The organism is Gordonia sp. LMA167 (genome assembly GCF_058130025.1).
On record NZ_CM176708.1, the window covers coordinates 4051145 to 4066865 of the forward strand.

Genomic DNA, 15721 nt, shown 5'->3' on the forward strand with positions numbered 1-15721 from the left:
GATACTGGCTGCCATGGCCCAGCGACCGAGCACCGGAACCATCGTGGTCTTCGGCGGTCGCAGCGAGATCGGCGTCGCCCTGGCCCGACGACTTGCCTCCGGCCGGACGGTGGTGCTCGCTGCGCGCCGGCCCGACGACCTCGTCGACGAGACCGCGCAGCTGCGGGCGGCCGGGGCGACCGATGTGCACACGGTCGAATTCGACGCCGACGACACCGATACCCACACCGCGCTCGTCGACACGATCATCGGGCAGTACGGGCCGATCGAGGTCGTCATCATCGCGTTCGGCATCCTGGGCGACCAGACACGCGCCGAGTCCGACGTTGCGCACGCCCTGCAGATCGCGCACACCGACTATCTCGCCCAGATCAGCGTGTTGACCCCGCTCGCCAGGGGTTTGCGCGCCCAGGGTTCCGGCACGATCATCGTGTTCTCCTCGGTCGCCGGCATCCGCGTGCGCCGGGCCAACTACGTGTACGGCTCCACCAAGGCGGGGCTGGACGGATTCGCCAGCGGCCTGTCGGACGCACTGCACGGCAGTGGGGTTCGGCTCCTGTTGGCTCGTCCCGGATTCGTCATCGGCGCGATGACGCGCGACCTCATGGCCTCCGGCGTGAAACCAGCACCGTTCTCGGTCGACGCCGAGCAAGTCGCCGACGCGGTGGCCGACGCCTACCACCGGGGCCGCGGAGAAGTCTGGATTCCCTGGGTCCTGCGGCCGATGTTCGTCGGCATGCGGATGGTGCCACGCGCCATCTGGCGGCGGTTGTCCCGATGATCGGACACGTCGTCGTGATCGGCATCGGTGCCGACGGCTGGGACGGGCTCGGCAAACCGGCCCGTGATCAGCTCGCCTCGGCCAGGGTCATCTACGGGTCGGCCCGCCAACTCGAGTTGCTGCCGGATCTGCCCGCGCGACAACGCCGATGGAACTCGCCCATGAGCGAACACCTGCACACCGTGCTCCACGCCGACGGTACGGACGACGGGGTCACCCACATCCTTGCCAGCGGCGACCCGATGTTCCACGGCGTCGGCACCACCATCGTGCGGGCGATCGGCGCCGAACGTGTCACCGTCATCCCGACCGTGTCGAGTGCCGCCCTCGCGTGCGCGCGGCTCGGATGGGACCTCACCGACGTCGGGATCGTCAGCACGGTGACCGCAGATCCCGAGTCGTTGCTGGATCGGGTCACGGACGGCCGTGACCTGCTGGTGCTCAGCCGCGACGACACCACTCCGGCAACCATCGCACGCGTGCTGACGGACAACGGTTTCGGCTGGTCGTCGGTCACCGTCCTCGAGCAGCTCGGCGGAGACCGTGAACGCATCGTCCGGGGGGTGGCCCGGACGTGGCACGAACCGGCAGGGGACCGTCTGAACATCGTGGCGATCAGCTGTGTGGGGCCGCGACGCAGCCGCACCCCCGGCCGGCCCGACGACGAGTACGACCACGACGGGCAGATCACCAAGCAGCCGATCCGGGCGCTCACCGTTGCCGCCCTCACGCCGTCGTACCGACAGCTGTTGTGGGACATAGGTTCCGGGTCCGGCAGTGTCGCCATCGAGTGGTTGCGTGCCGACCGCAGCGCCCGCGCGATCGCCTTCGAGCAGGACGAGCTCCGGGCTGCGCGGCTCCGCGACAACGCCGTCCGCCACGGAGTCGGGGAACGCATCACCGTACTCGGAGCGGCGCCAGACGCCTTGGCGGCGGCGCCGGAGCCGGACAGCATATTCATCGGCGGCGGACTCGACCAGGCGTTGCTCGAGGCAATCTGGTGCGCCCTCTCGCCGGGCGGCCGTGTCGTGGCGAACGCGGTGACCGTCGAGAACCAGGCGCTGCTCACCGAATGGTATGGGCGCCATGGCGGTTCGCTGCGCAGACATGTGGTCGAGACCGCGGGTCCGCTCGGCACCATGACAACCTGGCGGCCATCGCTGCCGATCGTGCAATGGGTGGTGGACAAGCCATGACCGTCTTCGTCATCGGCGCAGGACCGGGCGCGCCGGATCTCATCACACTGCGCGGTGCGGCGATCCTCGGCCGATGCCAGACCTGCTTGTATGCGGGCTCGCTCGTGCCGGCCGAACTGCTCGATCGCTGCCCGCCGGACGCCGTGCTCGTCGACACCGCACGAATGTCGCTGGACGACATCGTCGACCACATCATCGCGGCAGACGCGGCCGGACACGACGTCGCGCGTCTGCATTCCGGCGATCCCTCCCTGTACTCGGCGATGGCCGAACAACGACGCGAACTCACTTCGCGCGGGATCGCGGTCGAGGTGGTGCCCGGGGTGCCCGCCTTCGCCGCGGCGGCCGCAGCACTCGACCGGGAACTCACGGTTCCCGGAGTCGGCCAGAGCCTGCTGATCACGCGGGTGTCGACATTGTCCACGGACATGCCGCCAGGGGAGGAGCTCGAGAGGCTCGCGGCCACGGGTGTCACCCTTGCGCTGCATCTGGCGGCACATCGCGCCGACCAGATCGTCGCGGCGCTGACACCGCATTACGGAGCGGAATGTCCCACGGCGACGGTGGCTTTCGCCAGCCGACACAATGAGCAGATCGTACGATGCCGCCTCGCCGACCTGGCATCCGCGTTGGCCGATGCGGGGATTCGGCGGACCGCGGTGATCTTCGTGGGCCGTGTGCTCGATCCGACCGAGCATCCCGCGGTCACCGACAGCTACCTCTACTCCGAGGCCCGGATGACCAAGCTGCGCACCGATGGGTGAACGGCCGGTCCTGCTGCTCGGCGGCACCGGCGAGGCGCGAGCACTCGCCGCCGAGCTCCACGAGGCGTCGATCCCCGTGATCAGCTCGCTGGCCGGTCGGGTGCGCGACCCGCGCCTGCCGGTCGGAGATGTGCGCATCGGTGGATTCGGCGGGGTTGACGGGCTCGCCGAGTGGATCCGCACCCACGACATCGCAGTGGTCGTGGATGCGACGCACCCGTTCGCCACCGCGATGACCGAACATGCTGCTGCCGTCGCCGAAACCGTCGGGACCCCGCTCCTGCGGTTGCGGAGACCCCAGTGGCACCCGGGTCCGGCCGACCACTGGGAATCCGTGCCGGACATGGTCGCCGCCGCAACAGCTGTCGCCGCGCGGGCATCCACGCACGACGATCTGCGCGTCTTCCTCACCACCGGTCGCCAGGACGTCGGGGTGTTCGCCGACATCGACGACGCCTGGTTTCTCATCCGCGTCGTGGATCCGCCGACGTCCGCGCTGCCCGCCCGACATCGGGTTCTGTCCTCACGTGGTCCCTACGACCTGGACAACGAGCGGCACCTGCTCCGCGAGAACGGCATCGACCTACTTGTGACGAAGAACAGCGGCGGAGCCCTCACCCAGGCGAAGCTCTCCGCGGCCGCCGAACTCGGAATCGACGTGGTGATGGTCCAACGACCGGCAGAACCCGCCACCGGCGACTCGGTCGCGACAGTGCCCGCGGCTCTGGATTGGGTCCGCGGTCACCTCTAGTGAAGCTAGTGGTGCGTCTCGGAAACAGGTGGGTCAGTCGCCGTGGTGGCGCGGCGTGTACACGAGATCGCCGCCCGATCGCGACACCGCCGTGGTCGTCGACGATCCCACGATCAGCAGGGTGCGCATGTCCACGGATGCCGGGTCGAGGTCACCGACAGTCGTCGTGAGCAGGCGCTCCTGCGGTCCGCCGACATCCCGTCCGACGACGACCACCCGATCGGGCGACACGGTCTCCAGCAGAATCTCTTTGAGCTGACCCACCTGCCAGGTCCGGCTGGCCGATCCCGGGTTGTAGATCGCGACGACGAGATCGGCTGCGACGGCAAGTCGCACGCGTTCGGCGATCACCTCCCACGGCTTGAGCCGATCCGACAACGAGATCACCGCGAAGTCGTGCCCGAGCGGTGCGCCGACGGCCGCGGCAACCGCGCTGGCCGCCGTGACGCCGGGGGACACCCGTACTGCGACATCGCGCCAGCGTGGCTCGGCAGCGACCTCGGCCACCGCCGACGCCATCGCGAACACCCCGGGATCACCCGAGGACACGACCGCGACCCGGGCACCTCGGGCGGCCAGGTCGAGCGCGAACTCCGCCCGCTCGGACTCCACCCGATTGTCGCTGGCGTGCACGCGTTGACCGGGGCGTGGGGTCACGCGCGCCAGATAGGTCTTGTACCCGACGAGATCGGTGGCGCGGGCGAGTTCGGCCTGCACCGCCGGGGTCGTGAGATCGTCGGCGCCCGGGCCCAACCCGATCACCACCACCTCACCCGCGACCGGTGTGGACGCGCGGTGCGGGTTGTTCCTCGGGCCGGGCACCACGACCATCGCGAAATAGGGCACCTGGGCGGGATCGACGTCGGCGACGGGCAGAACGCGCTGAACCGACGTCGACGCACGTTCGACATACCACGCCTCGTCGACGCGGCCGGCGGCGACGAGAGCATCGCGAACGCGCGTGAACGTCCGCCCGAGCTTGAGAACCGCGATCGCATCGGCGGCCCGGAATCGGGCGACGAGTTCGACCGCCGGCAAGGTACCCGGCACCACGGTCAACGTCTCGTCGCCCTCGACCAGCGGAATTCCGGTTGCGGCCGACGACGCGCTCACCGACGTCACGCCGGGAATGATCTCGGCGTCGAACTCGTCGACGAGCCGTTTGTGCATGTGCATGTACGAGCTGAAGAACAGTGGATCGCCCTCGGCCAACAGTGCGATCGCCCGCCCGGCACGCAGGTGTTCGGCCAGACGTGCAGCGCTCTCGGCGTAGAAGTCCTGCAGGGCGCCGGAGTAGCCACCCGGATGGTCGGTCGTCTCGGTGGTCACGGGATACATCAGCCGCTCTTCGATCTGACCATCACGAAGATACGGCGCAGCGACCGAGCGGGCGATGCTGTTGCCATGGCGTGCACAGTGATACGCCACGACGTCGGCGGAACCGATCACTCGTGCGGCCTTCACGGTGACCAGTTCGGGGTCACCGGGGCCGAGGCCCACACCCCAGAGTTTGCCTGCCGTTGCTGATGCCGGTTCTGACGTCACTGTCGTCGTCACTCCTCAGGACTCGCGAGCGCATTGATGGCCGCCGCGGTGATCGCGGATCCGCCGCGCCGGCCGGTGACCGTGATGAATTCGAGGTCGTCGCGGGCCGCGAGTGCAGCGCACGACTCGGCCGCGCCGACGAAGCCGACCGGTGCGCCGACGATCGCCGCCGGGCGCGGTGCTCCGTCGTCGATCATGTCCAGCAATGCGAACAGAGCCGTGGGGGCGTTACCGATCGCGACCACGGACCCGGCCAGCCGCGGCCGCCAGAATTCCAGCGCGGCAGCCGTTCTGGTGGTTCCCAGTCGTTCGGCGAGGGCCGGCAACGACGGTTCGGACAGATAGCAGCGCACCTCGTTGTCGGCGGGCAGGCGTTTGCGGGTGACGCCCGAGGCCACCATCGACGCGTCGCACAGGATCGGTGCGCCGCTCTGCAGCGCGGTCCGCGCGGCGCGCACGACGCCGTCGGTGGCAACCACATCGTCGGTGAGATCGGTCTGCCCGCACGCGTGGATCATCCGGACGACGACTCCGGCCACATCGGCCGCGAACGCGCTCAGATCGGATTCGGCGCGGATGGTGGCAAAGGACTGGCGATAGATCGCAGCGCCGTCACGCAGGTAGTCGGTCATGGTGCTCATGACCTTATCGACGCTGCGTGCGGTACCCGTCGTCGGGCGTCGCCTCGACGAGGAGGTGCCCCTCGGCGGGCGAGCCGCAGTGACGACCGCATCCCACCCAGTGCTGGCGTTCCTCGATCGGCCCACCGTCGCGGACCCGTGTCAGGAGGTCGGCACGCACCGGCGCGAGCGACTTCGCGCACCCTGGGGCGCCGACGCAACAACTCGCCAGCACCCACGGTGAGTTGGCATCGAAGATCAGCCCCATCGGGGCCAGGACCCGGACCACCGTCTCGGCCACTCCTTCACCGAGGTCGCAGAGCAGGATCTCGCGGTCGGGCGTGATGACGATCGGCGCCTCGACGGCGGCGAGGAACTCCGCAAGTCGCGCGGGAACCCGGGCCAGCTCCACCACGGCACCGAGCAGGATTGAGCCGTCGTCCTGTTCGAACCAGCCGACGGTCGGGCCGCCGTCGGCTGGTTGAGGGCCGCCGACGGCCGGCGCCAACCGTTTCCGGACCCGCGCGGTCAGAGCGGCCCGATCCTCGACGGTGAGGTCGGCGATCCGCCAGGTACCCGGTGCGATGTCGATCAGATCGTGCGCGACACCGATGAGTGCATCGACGACGGCATCCACACCGTTCGCCGATCCGACCGGTTCGTCGTCGACAAGGATGTCGTAGACAACGAGGGCGCCGGCGTCGTCGGTGCGCCGCGCGATCGCACCGACGTCGGGCCTGCGACGACGGATGTCGCCGCGGCCGTCGTCGATACCGAACAGGAACCGGCCGGACAGCGCCGACGATTCGTCGTCCGCGCGGAGGCGTTGATCGAGTGCATCAGCCAGCGGACGGACGTCGGCCACCCCGCCGATGCGTCCGGTCAAGGGGCTGACCTCGATGTTGCGTACCTTGTCATGCGTCGAGCTGGGCGCGAGTCCGGCCGCGACGACCGCATCGGCCACCGCGTCGACGTCGCGGATGCCGCGGAGCTGGATGTTCGCTCTCGCCGTGAGCTCGAGATGGCCGTCGCCGTGATCGGCTGCTGCCTGTGCGAGCACCTGCAACTGCTCGGGCCGGATCCGGCCGCCGGGCAGCCGGACCCGCGCGACCGCGCCGTCAGCCGCATCATGCGTGCTGAACACCCCGGGGCAGCGGTCGGCGACGTCGCGTCGGAAGGGCCGTGTCATCGTTCCAGCCTAGTGAGGCATGGCACCAGGCGTCGCCGGTGTCCGACCGCGGATCGATCAGGCGCGGGCGATGACCTCGCCATGCGGGATCAGGATCCATCCGTCGGGGTGCGCGGCCCAGTCGCGCCAGGCCTGCGAGATCGCCGCAAGGTCGGCCTCGGTGGCCAGTCCGCGTTCGAGCGCCATCTGACCGACCGACGAGTGAATCCGCTCGGCCCACATGCCACCCCACGTCGCCCGGTCGTCGGGCGTGGCGTAACACCACACCGACGCCGACGGGGTCACCTCGGTGAACCCGGCCTCGTGTGCCCACGCCAACAGTCGGCGTCCGGCGTCCGGTTCGGCGTCGTTGCCGCGGGCGACCTCTCGATAGATCGACAACCACGCGTCCAGGCGCTCGTCGACGGGCCACCAGTTGATGGCTGCGTAGTCCGCGTCGCGGACCGCCACCAGCCCACCTGGCCGTGTCGCCCTCCGCATCTCCCGCAGTGCGGCCACCGGATCGGACAGATGCTGCAGGACCTGATGGGCATGAGTGATGTCGTAGCTGTCGTCGGGATCGGACAGTCGATAGGCGTCGTCGACGGCGAAATCGATGGTCAGCCCGCGTGCGGCCGCGGTCGTCCGTGCTTGTGGGAGCGGCGCCTCGGTGATCTCGACGCCGCGTACCCGCCCCGGTGCCACCGCTGCGGCGAGATCGGCCGTGATGCTGCCCGGACCGCATCCCACGTCCAGCAGATCGAGTCCCGGCCGCAGGTGGGGCAGGAGGTAGGCGGCGGAGTTCGCGACGGTGCGGGCCGCATGACTGTTGACCACCACCGCAGGATGACCGTGGGTGTAGGTGTCCTGATCGGGCATTGCCGCCTCCAAATCAAAATCTCATATAGTGAGATAAATCGTCCGTATGGTGAAATGATAGCCGTGGGCGGGGAGTCGGGCAACGCCGGGTGAAACGGTAGGCCGCCCTCGGCTAGGCTGAAGCGAACCCAGAGCGGCAGAAGCCGGTGCAAGGCCGGCGCGGTCGCGCCACTGTGACGGAGGCCGGGTCGGCGACGATCGGTCTTTCGGAGTCAGACCTGCGCCTCGGGGTCCGCACCATTCAGTACGACGACGCACCCGGGCGCGCCTCCCGGCGAGGAGATCTCATGATCCTGCTGCTCTCGACCTCCGACACCGACCTGATCACCGCGGCCGCCTGCGCCGCGGACTTCACCGGAGCCAACCCGTCGCGGATCCTCGTCGACGACATCCCGACGCTCGCGGCCGACGCCGACCTGATCGTCGTACGCATCCTGGGCGGCACCCGCGCCTGGGAGGAGGGGCTCGCCGCCGTGGCTGCCACCGGGAAACCGCTGGTGGTCTGCTCCGGTGAACAGCAGCCCGACCCCGACCTCATGGCGCACTCCACCGTTCCCGCCGGTGTGGTCGCCGATGCGCACAACTACCTGGCGGCCGGTGGTGTCGACAACCTCGTCAATCTGCACAACTTCCTGTCCGACACCGTTCTGCTCACCGGTCTCGGATTCGAACCACCGCACGAGACGCCGGCGTGGGGCGTGCTCGAACGAACGGCATCGGTCGAGGACGAGACGGGTACCGACGCGCCGCGGCCCACCATCGCGATCCTCTACTACCGAGCCCAGCATCTGGCGGGGAACACCCGCTACATCGAGGCACTGTGCGCCGCGGTCGAGCAACGAGGTGGCCGTGCTCTGCCGGTGTTCTGCGCGTCGTTGCGCACCGCTCCCGACGACCTGATCGACCTCCTCGGCACCGCCGACACGCTCGTCGTCACCGTCCTCGCCGCGGGCGGCGCCACTCCCGCGACCGCATCGGCCGGTGGGGACGACGACGCCTGGAACATCGCACGACTCGCGGCCCTCGACGTCCCGATCCTGCAGGGGCTGTGCCTGACCGGGTCCCGCGCCGACTGGGCCGCCACCGACGACGGCCTGTCGCCGCTGGATGTGGCGACCCAGGTCGCGGTGCCGGAGTTCGACGGCCGCATCATCACCGTCCCGTTCTCCTTCAAGGAGTTCGACGACAACGGCCTGCCCTGGTACCAACCGGACCCCGAGCGGTGTGAGCGGGTCGCCGGGATCGCGGTCGCCCACGCCCGGCTGCGCACCATCGCGCCGGCGGATCGGCGGGTCGCGCTCATGCTCTCCGCGTACCCGACCAAACACGCGCGCATCGGCAACGCCGTCGGACTCGACACCCCCCGAAGCCTGCTGCACCTGCTGCACGCCCTCGCGGCGGCCGGATACGACATCGGTCCGACCGACGGGCCCGACGCCATCCCCGGCTTTGCCGAAGCGGACTCGGACGCCCTCATCCACGCAATCGTCGAGACCGGTGGTCAAGACTCCGATTGGCTCACCGAGGAGACTCTCGCCGCCAACCCGATCCGGGTGTCGGCCGACGACTACCGCCGCTGGTTCGCCGGACTCGACGAACAGTTGCGCTCGGCGGTCGAGCAGCACTGGGGGCCGGCACCCGGCGAGCTCTTCGTCGACCGCTCCGCCAACCCCGACGGTGACATCGTGGTCGCCGCGATGCGGTTCGGGAACATCGTGCTGATGGTGCAGCCGCCCCGCGGGTTCGGTGAGAATCCGGTCGCGATCTACCACGACCCCGACCTCCCGCCGTCGCACCACTATCTGGCGTCCTACCGCTGGCTCACCGGACGCGGCGAAACCGAGACGGACATAGCGGGTTTCGGCGCCGACGCGATCGTGCACGTCGGCAAGCACGGCAACCTCGAATGGCTGCCGGGCAAGACCCTCGGCATGTCCGCCTCCTGTGGAACCGACGCCGCGCTCGGCGACGTGCCGCTGATCTATCCCTTCCTCGTCAACGATCCGGGCGAGGGCACCCAGGCCAAGCGCCGAGCGCACGCTGTGCTCGTCGACCACCTCATCCCTCCGATGGCCCGCGCCGAGTCCTACGGCGACATCGCCCGGCTCGAGCAACTCCTCGACGAACACGCGAACATCTCCGCCCTGGATCCCGCGAAACTCCCCGCGATCCGTCAGCAGATCTGGACGTTGCTGACCGCGGCCAAGATGGACCAGGACCTCGGGCTCGCCGAACGTCCCGACGAGGAGGTCTTCGACGACATGCTGCTGCACGTCGACGGCTGGCTCTGTGAGATCAAGGACGTCCAGATCCGCGACGGACTGCACGTCCTGGGTCAGGCGCCGGCCGACGACAGCGAGGTCGACCTCGTCCTCGCGATGTTGCGGGCGCGCCAGTTGTGGGGTGGCAACCAAGCACTTCCCGGTCTGCGCGAAGCACTGGGCCTGCACGAGGACGGCTCCGCCGCCCGAGGCGACGTCGACGACATCGAGGCGACCGCCCGCGGCCTCATCGCGAACTGCGCGAAAGGGGAGTGGACTGCGGAGGCCATCACCGAGGCTGCGGCGGGCCACCCTGGCGCCGTCGCCGACGTCCTGGACTTCGCCGCGACCGAGGTCGTCCCGCGGCTCCGGCAGACAGATCGCGAGATCGATCAGATCCTGCGCGCCCTCGACGGACGTTTCATCGAGGCCGGACCCAGCGGTTCCCCCCTGCGCGGCCTGATCAACGTCCTGCCGACCGGGCGTAACTTCTACTCGGTCGACCCCAAGGCGGTTCCCTCCCGACTCGCGTGGGAAACCGGACGAGCGCTTGCCGATTCACTGCTCGAGCGGTATGTCTCCGAGCACGGGACATATCCGGCATCCGTGGGACTGTCGGTCTGGGGAACCAGCGCGATGCGCACCTCCGGCGACGACATCGCCGAGGTCCTGGCGCTGCTCGGAGTGATGCCGGTGTGGGACGAGGCGTCGCGGCGGGTCCGCGACCTCGAGCTGATCGGTCTCGAGGAGCTCGGCCGTCCCCGCATCGACGTCACCGTTCGCATCTCCGGGTTCTTCCGGGACGCGTTCCCGCACGTCGTCACGATGCTCGATGACGCCGTCGCGCTCGCCGCGACCGCTGACGAGCGCGACGACGAGAACTTCGTCGCCGCTCATTACCGCGCATCGATGGCCGACCACGGCGACCCGCGACGGGCCGCAACCCGCATCTTCGGTTCCAAGCCGGGCACCTACGGTGCCGGCCTGCTGCAACTGATCGACTCGCGCGAATGGCGTAGCGACGCCGACCTGGCGCAGGTTTACACCGAATGGGGTGGCTACGCATACGGGCGCGACCTGGCAGGTGTCCCCGCCGTCGACGACATGCGCGCGGCCTACCGACGCATCGCGGTCGCCGCGAAGAACACCGACACCCGCGAGCACGACATCGCCGACTCCGACGACTACTTCCAGTACCACGGCGGCATGGTCGCGACCGTGCGTGCGCTCACCGGTACATCGCCCGACGCCTACATCGGCGACAGCACCCGCCCGGACTCCGTCCGCACCCGCACACTTTCCGAGGAGACGAGTCGGGTCTTCCGCGCCCGGGTGGTCAATCCTCGATGGATCTCGGCGATGCAGCGCCACGGTTACAAGGGCGCCTTCGAGATGGCCGCGACCGTCGACTATCTGTTCGGCTACGACGCGACGACGAACGTGGTCGCCGACTGGATGTACGAGAAGCTCACCGAGTCCTACGTCCTCGACGAGGACAATCAGCGGTTCATGCAGCAGTCCAACCCCTGGGCGCTGCACGGTATCGCCGAACGCCTGCTCGAGGCGGTGGAGCGCGACATGTGGACCGAGCCCCCCACGGAGATGCTTGATGCGCTCCGGGCTGTCTATCTGCAGGCCGAAGGTGACATCGAGGGCCGCAACGACTGATCGCTCATCGATCCGGGTGAGAAACCTGCCGGATTCGGGAGAAAACCGGCACTCTCGCTCGTTGCACCGAGTAGAGGCCCGCGACCGGCAACGGGACGTCGGCGCCACTTCATTCTCGGAAAGGCAGAGGGTCCGATGCGGATGCTGTACGTGATCGCCTACGTGGCGATCGAGATCGGTGCGTTTGTGGCCATCGCGCACTTCCTCGGCTTCGGCTGGGCGGTGTTGATCACGCTGGCCGCGGTCGTCGCCGGCTTCGCGCTGCTCCAGCAGCAGGGTCGGAAGGTCTTCGCAGAGCTGCGCCGTGCCTCGCGGAACGAGGTCGACCCACGCGGCCCGCTCACCGACACCGCGCTCCTGGCCGCGGCCAGTCTGCTCATGGTCATCCCGGGAGTCGTGTCGACGGTCGTCGGTCTGGTGCTGCTGGCCCCGCCGGTCCGCAAGGTTATGCGCCCGGTGGTCGCGACCGTCGGTGCACGTCGATTCGCGGCGACCATGGATCGCGCGGGCATCTACGCGAGCGGCATGTACGTCGGTCGCGGCACCGTCATCGACGGCACGGTGGTCGATGACGGTGGCACGGTCGGCAGGCAGTCGACCCCGCCCGCGGCCGATCCCGGTGATCGAGGCCTGCCTCGGGGCCACTGACGGCCCGCCCCCGCCCTCAGGGCACACTTGAGCACCGTGACAACAGAACTGCTTCTGGGCGGATTCGTCTATTCCCCGGCCGCGCCCGACGCCACCGCGATGGCTGTCACCGACGGCGTCGTCGTGTGGGTGGGCAGCGACGATGTCGGCCGTGCACTCCATCCCGATGCGCAGGTCACCGATCTGCAGGGCCGATTTGTGGCACCCGGTTTCGTCGATTCGCACGTTCACCTGACCTCTACCGGCCTGGCGCTGGCCGGACTCACCCTGAACGACGCCACCGACCGGTCCGACTGCCTGCGTCGTGTCGCGCATTACGCCGCGCACACGGATGACGGCGAGCTGATCTGGGGACTCGGCTGGGACGACTCGCGCTGGTCAGGCGTCGATCCGGACGACCGACGGTTCCCGACGACCACCGAGATCGACGCGGTGGTCGGCAATCTGCCCGCCTATCTGGCCCGGATCGACGAACATTCCGCGGTGGCGTCCTCGGCGTTGCGACGGCTGGTGCCCGACCTGGCCGATGCCGTCGGATACCACCCCGAGGAACCTTTGGTCGCCGAGGCGCATCACCTCGTGCGCGGCGCAGCCCGACAACTCGTCACCTCGGGACAGCGCACCCGGGCGCAACGGCGAGCGCTGGACCACGCCGCCGCCCACGGGGTGGTCTCGGTTCACGAGAACGGTGGGCCCGACATCAGCGGGCTCGAGGACTTTCTCTCGCTGGCCGTTCTCGATCACCCCGTCGAGGTCCGCCGCTACTGGGGACAGGCCGTCCAGAGTGCCGATCACGCGCGAGAACTGTTGGCCATCAGCCATGCGGACGCGCTCGCGGGCGACCTGTTCATCGACGGTGCCATCGGATCGCACACGGCGTGGCTGACCGAGCCCTACTCCGACGATCCCCATCACAGTGGCATCAGCTACCTCGACTACGAGACGATTCGCGATCACATCCGGTCCTGTACGGAGATCGGCGTCCAGGCAGGTTTCCATGTCATCGGCGATGCCGCCACCGCCACGGTGGTCGCCGCCTTCGACGAACTCGCCGCCGACCTGGGCACACCGGCTCTGGCCCGCTGCGCCCACCGTCTCGAGCACGCCGAGATGGTGTCCGCCGAGCAGGCCGCACTCCTGGCGCGGTGCGGTGTGGTGGCGAGCATGCAGCCACTCTTCGACGCCGAATGGGGCGGAAGCGGGGATCTCTACGAGCAGCGCCTCGGCGTGTCGCGGACCGCCGGCCTGAACAACTTCGCCGGCCACGCCCGCGCAGGGCTGATCCTGGCGTTCTCCTCTGATGCTCCCGTCACCCCGATCGACCCCTGGTCGTCGATCCGGGCGGCCGTCCACCACAACCAGCCGCGCAACGCGATCTCGGCCCGGGGTGCCTTCGCCGCCGCCACACGAGGCGGCTGGCGGGCGGCCGGCATCAACGACGGACTGACCGGCACCCTCGTGCCCGGCGCCCCCGCGAGCTACGCGGTCTGGGAGATCGACGATCTCGTCGTCGCCGGGTCGCACGAGAGTGTGCAACGCTGGTCGACCGACCCGCGTTCGCGGGTCCCTGCGCTGCCGGACATCGCGCCCGGCGCGCGTCTGCCGCGGTGTGTGCGGACCGTGCACAACGAGACCGTCCTGTTCGACGCGACGGTCAGCGGCGGGTCCGCGTGACCTGGACGTCGAACGGTCGGATCGTGTGGTTGATCCGAACCGTGATCGCCGCCCTCTCCGGTCTTGCGATGTGGGCCGCCTTCCCGCCGCGCAACCTCTGGTTCCTTGCGGTGGTCGGCCTCGGTCTGCTGGCCGCCGTACTCAGTGCCGGCAGACCCCGGGCACGCACCGGCGCGTGGCTCGGATTCGTGTTCGGCCTCGCATTCTTCGTGCCGCTGCTGCCATGGATCGGGGTGTATGTCGGGCCGTTGCCGTGGCTCGCGCTCGCGGCCGTGTTGGCCCTCTACCTGGCGGTGTTCGGGCTGGTCGCCACCGTGTCGATGCGCCTGCCGGTCCCGCCGATCTGGTTCACCGTGTCGTGGGTGGCCGTCGAGGGTCTTCGTTCGGCGTTCCCGTTCGGCGGATTTCCGTGGGGCAGGGCCGCCTTCAGTCAGGTCGACGGTCCGCTGCTGCCGTTGGCGTCTGCGTTGGGGGCGCCGGGACTGTCCGCGGCGGTGGCGCTGCTCGGTGCGTCGATCGCCTGGTTGTGCCTGGTCTCCATCCGCGCGTTGCGTGACGGCGAGTATCACGGCCGTGCGGTGGTGCGCACCGCGGCCCTGGCCGTCGTGCTGGCCCTGGTCGGTCCTGTCGCCGCCATCGCGCTGACCCCGGCCACGGTCGATCGGAATGTCGCCTCCGAGTCGGCGCACGTCGCGGCCGTGCAGGGCAACGTTCCGCGCCTGGGACTGGAGTTCAACGCCCAGCGCAGGGCGGTGCTCGACAACCACGTCCGCGAGACCGATGCGCTCGCAGATGCTGTCCGAATCGGTACGGCCGATCAGCCCGACTTCGTGGCGTGGCCGGAGAACGCTTCGGACATCTCTCCACTGACCAACCCGGACGCCGCACAGGAGATAACCGCGGCGTCGGTCTCGGTCGGCGCACCGATCTTGGTGGGCACGCTGGTGATGAACCCCGACGGCCGCCCCACCAACACCGTGCTGGTGTGGGATCAGGAGCGGGGGCCGGTCGACCGCTACGACAAGCACATCGTGCAGCCGTTCGGCGAATACCTGCCCTGGCGGAGTTTCTTCTCGATGTTCTCCTCGTACGCCGACATGGCCGGCAATTTCCGGCCCGGCACCGGGTCATCTGTGCTGGACGTCCCGGGCCGCTCGGGTCCGGTGCAGGTGGGCGTGTCCACGTGCTGGGAGGTCGCGTTCGATCGTTCGGCCCGCAAGGCCGTCGACGACGGGGCCCAGATCCTGTACGTGCCGACCAACAACGCCACATTCGGCCGCACGGAGATGACCTATCAGCAGCTCGCGATGTCGCAGGTGCGAGCGGTCGAACACGGACGGGCGGTTGTGGTGGCCGCCACCAGTGGGGTCAGCGCGATCATCGATCCCGACGGGATGATCGTCGCCCAGACCGGCATCTTCACCTCGGATGTCCTGTCGAGTCGACTACCCCTGCACACCGACCGCACACTGGCGACCCGCCTCGGCGACTGGCCGAAGTGGATAGCGACGGTGGTGGCGGTGCTGGGTTTTTTGTTCGCGCTGACGCGGCATACTAGGTTCTCTCTGAGGTCACGCGCCACGCGTAGCCGCGACACCGACGATGCTGACGCCGATACGGCCCAGCCGACCGGCACGGCCGAGACGGTGGAATCGGCGGGGCCGAAGGATGAGACAAAGGAGTTCGGTGGCATTGGATAGTCCGACAGCGGGTAGTCCATCGGCCGAACACGGGCCGGAGAGCACTGGGCCCGCCGACGACGCGCA

Annotated in this window: 12 protein-coding genes; 8 read left to right on the plus strand and 4 right to left on the minus strand. The window is 69.1% G+C overall.

Going from position 1 to position 15721, the window contains the following annotated elements; all coding sequences use genetic code 11:
* Positions 1-13 precede the first annotated feature (13 nt).
* Genes dprE2 through ACVT6V_RS18430 form a run of 4 tightly spaced genes read left to right on the plus strand, consistent with a single transcriptional unit; the run spans position 14 to position 3492 of the window.
* Positions 14-781 (plus strand): decaprenylphospho-beta-D-erythro-pentofuranosid-2-ulose 2-reductase, encoded by a 768-nt coding sequence (gene dprE2 / locus ACVT6V_RS18415; protein ID WP_489895247.1) that lies wholly within the window; start codon positions 14-16, stop codon positions 779-781.
* On the plus strand, positions 778-1977 hold the full coding sequence (gene cbiE, locus ACVT6V_RS18420) for a precorrin-6y C5,15-methyltransferase (decarboxylating) subunit CbiE (RefSeq protein WP_489895249.1): 1200 nt from the start codon (positions 778-780) through the stop codon (positions 1975-1977). Before dprE2 ends, cbiE begins: the two co-directional genes overlap by 4 nt.
* A complete protein-coding gene (gene cobM, locus ACVT6V_RS18425) occupies positions 1974-2741 on the plus strand; it encodes a precorrin-4 C(11)-methyltransferase (RefSeq protein WP_489895251.1) in 768 nt (255 codons plus the stop codon). The genes cbiE and cobM overlap by 4 nt, the downstream gene beginning before the upstream one ends.
* On the plus strand, positions 2734-3492 hold the full coding sequence (locus ACVT6V_RS18430; protein WP_489895253.1) for a cobalt-precorrin-6A reductase: 759 nt from the start codon (positions 2734-2736) through the stop codon (positions 3490-3492). Before cobM ends, ACVT6V_RS18430 begins: the two co-directional genes overlap by 8 nt.
* 33 nt (positions 3493-3525) lie before the next feature.
* Here ACVT6V_RS18430 and ACVT6V_RS18435 read toward each other — a convergent pair whose 3' ends face one another.
* From ACVT6V_RS18435 to ACVT6V_RS18450, 4 genes are read right to left on the minus strand one after another with little or no spacing between them, the layout of a single operon-like run.
* Entirely contained in the window at positions 3526-5037 is a 1512-nt protein-coding gene (locus ACVT6V_RS18435; protein ID WP_489895255.1) for a precorrin-2 C(20)-methyltransferase, read from the minus strand.
* An 8-nt stretch (positions 5038-5045) separates the two neighbouring features.
* Positions 5046-5669 (minus strand): precorrin-8X methylmutase, encoded by a 624-nt coding sequence (locus ACVT6V_RS18440; protein ID WP_489900879.1) that lies wholly within the window; start codon positions 5667-5669, stop codon positions 5046-5048.
* 13 nt (positions 5670-5682) lie between these two features.
* Complete coding sequence (locus tag ACVT6V_RS18445) at positions 5683-6846, minus strand: precorrin-3B synthase (protein WP_489895257.1); 1164 nt, start codon at positions 6844-6846, stop codon at positions 5683-5685.
* Positions 6847-6903: 57 nt separating this feature from the next.
* Complete coding sequence (locus tag ACVT6V_RS18450; protein WP_489895259.1) at positions 6904-7704, minus strand: methyltransferase domain-containing protein; 801 nt, start codon at positions 7702-7704, stop codon at positions 6904-6906.
* 287 nt (positions 7705-7991) lie between these two features.
* On the opposite strand from ACVT6V_RS18450, the gene cobN reads away from it, so the two are divergent.
* The 4 genes from cobN to lnt all read left to right on the plus strand — a co-directional run bounded on the left by cobN (position 7992) and on the right by lnt (position 15655).
* Positions 7992-11633 carry a cobaltochelatase subunit CobN gene (gene cobN / locus ACVT6V_RS18455; RefSeq protein WP_489895261.1) on the plus strand — a complete coding sequence of 1214 codons (3642 nt, stop codon included), beginning with the start codon at positions 7992-7994 and terminating at the stop codon, positions 11631-11633.
* 135 nt (positions 11634-11768) lie between these two features.
* Entirely contained in the window at positions 11769-12281 is a 513-nt protein-coding gene (locus tag ACVT6V_RS18460; protein WP_489895263.1) for an FxsA family protein, read from the plus strand.
* Between the two features lie 36 nt (positions 12282-12317).
* Positions 12318-13955 carry an amidohydrolase gene (locus ACVT6V_RS18465; protein ID WP_489895265.1) on the plus strand — a complete coding sequence of 546 codons (1638 nt, stop codon included), beginning with the start codon at positions 12318-12320 and terminating at the stop codon, positions 13953-13955.
* 68 nt (positions 13956-14023) lie between these two features.
* Complete coding sequence (lnt, locus tag ACVT6V_RS18470) at positions 14024-15655, plus strand: apolipoprotein N-acyltransferase (protein ID WP_489900880.1); 1632 nt, start codon at positions 14024-14026, stop codon at positions 15653-15655.
* Positions 15656-15721: the final 66 nt, after the last annotated feature.

What these genes read in the sequence shown, in the direction of transcription:
- dprE2 (WP_489895247.1), top strand. Translation starts at nt 14, where the DNA reads ATGGCCCAGCGACCGAGCACCGGAACCATCGTGGTCTTCGGCGGTCGC.
- cobM (WP_489895251.1), top strand. Translation starts at nt 1,974, where the DNA reads ATGACCGTCTTCGTCATCGGCGCAGGACCGGGCGCGCCGGATCTCATC.
- ACVT6V_RS18430 (WP_489895253.1), top strand. Translation starts at nt 2,734, where the DNA reads ATGGGTGAACGGCCGGTCCTGCTGCTCGGCGGCACCGGCGAGGCGCGA.
- lnt (WP_489900880.1), top strand. Translation starts at nt 14,024, where the DNA reads ATGTGGGCCGCCTTCCCGCCGCGCAACCTCTGGTTCCTTGCGGTGGTC.
- ACVT6V_RS18440 (WP_489900879.1), bottom strand. Translation starts at nt 5,669, where the DNA reads ATGACCGACTACCTGCGTGACGGCGCTGCGATCTATCGCCAGTCCTTT.
- cbiE (WP_489895249.1), top strand. Translation starts at nt 778, where the DNA reads ATGATCGGACACGTCGTCGTGATCGGCATCGGTGCCGACGGCTGGGAC.
- ACVT6V_RS18450 (WP_489895259.1), bottom strand. Translation starts at nt 7,704, where the DNA reads ATGCCCGATCAGGACACCTACACCCACGGTCATCCTGCGGTGGTGGTC.
- ACVT6V_RS18445 (WP_489895257.1), bottom strand. Translation starts at nt 6,846, where the DNA reads ATGACACGGCCCTTCCGACGCGACGTCGCCGACCGCTGCCCCGGGGTG.
- ACVT6V_RS18460 (WP_489895263.1), top strand. Translation starts at nt 11,769, where the DNA reads ATGCGGATGCTGTACGTGATCGCCTACGTGGCGATCGAGATCGGTGCG.
- cobN (WP_489895261.1), top strand. Translation starts at nt 7,992, where the DNA reads ATGATCCTGCTGCTCTCGACCTCCGACACCGACCTGATCACCGCGGCC.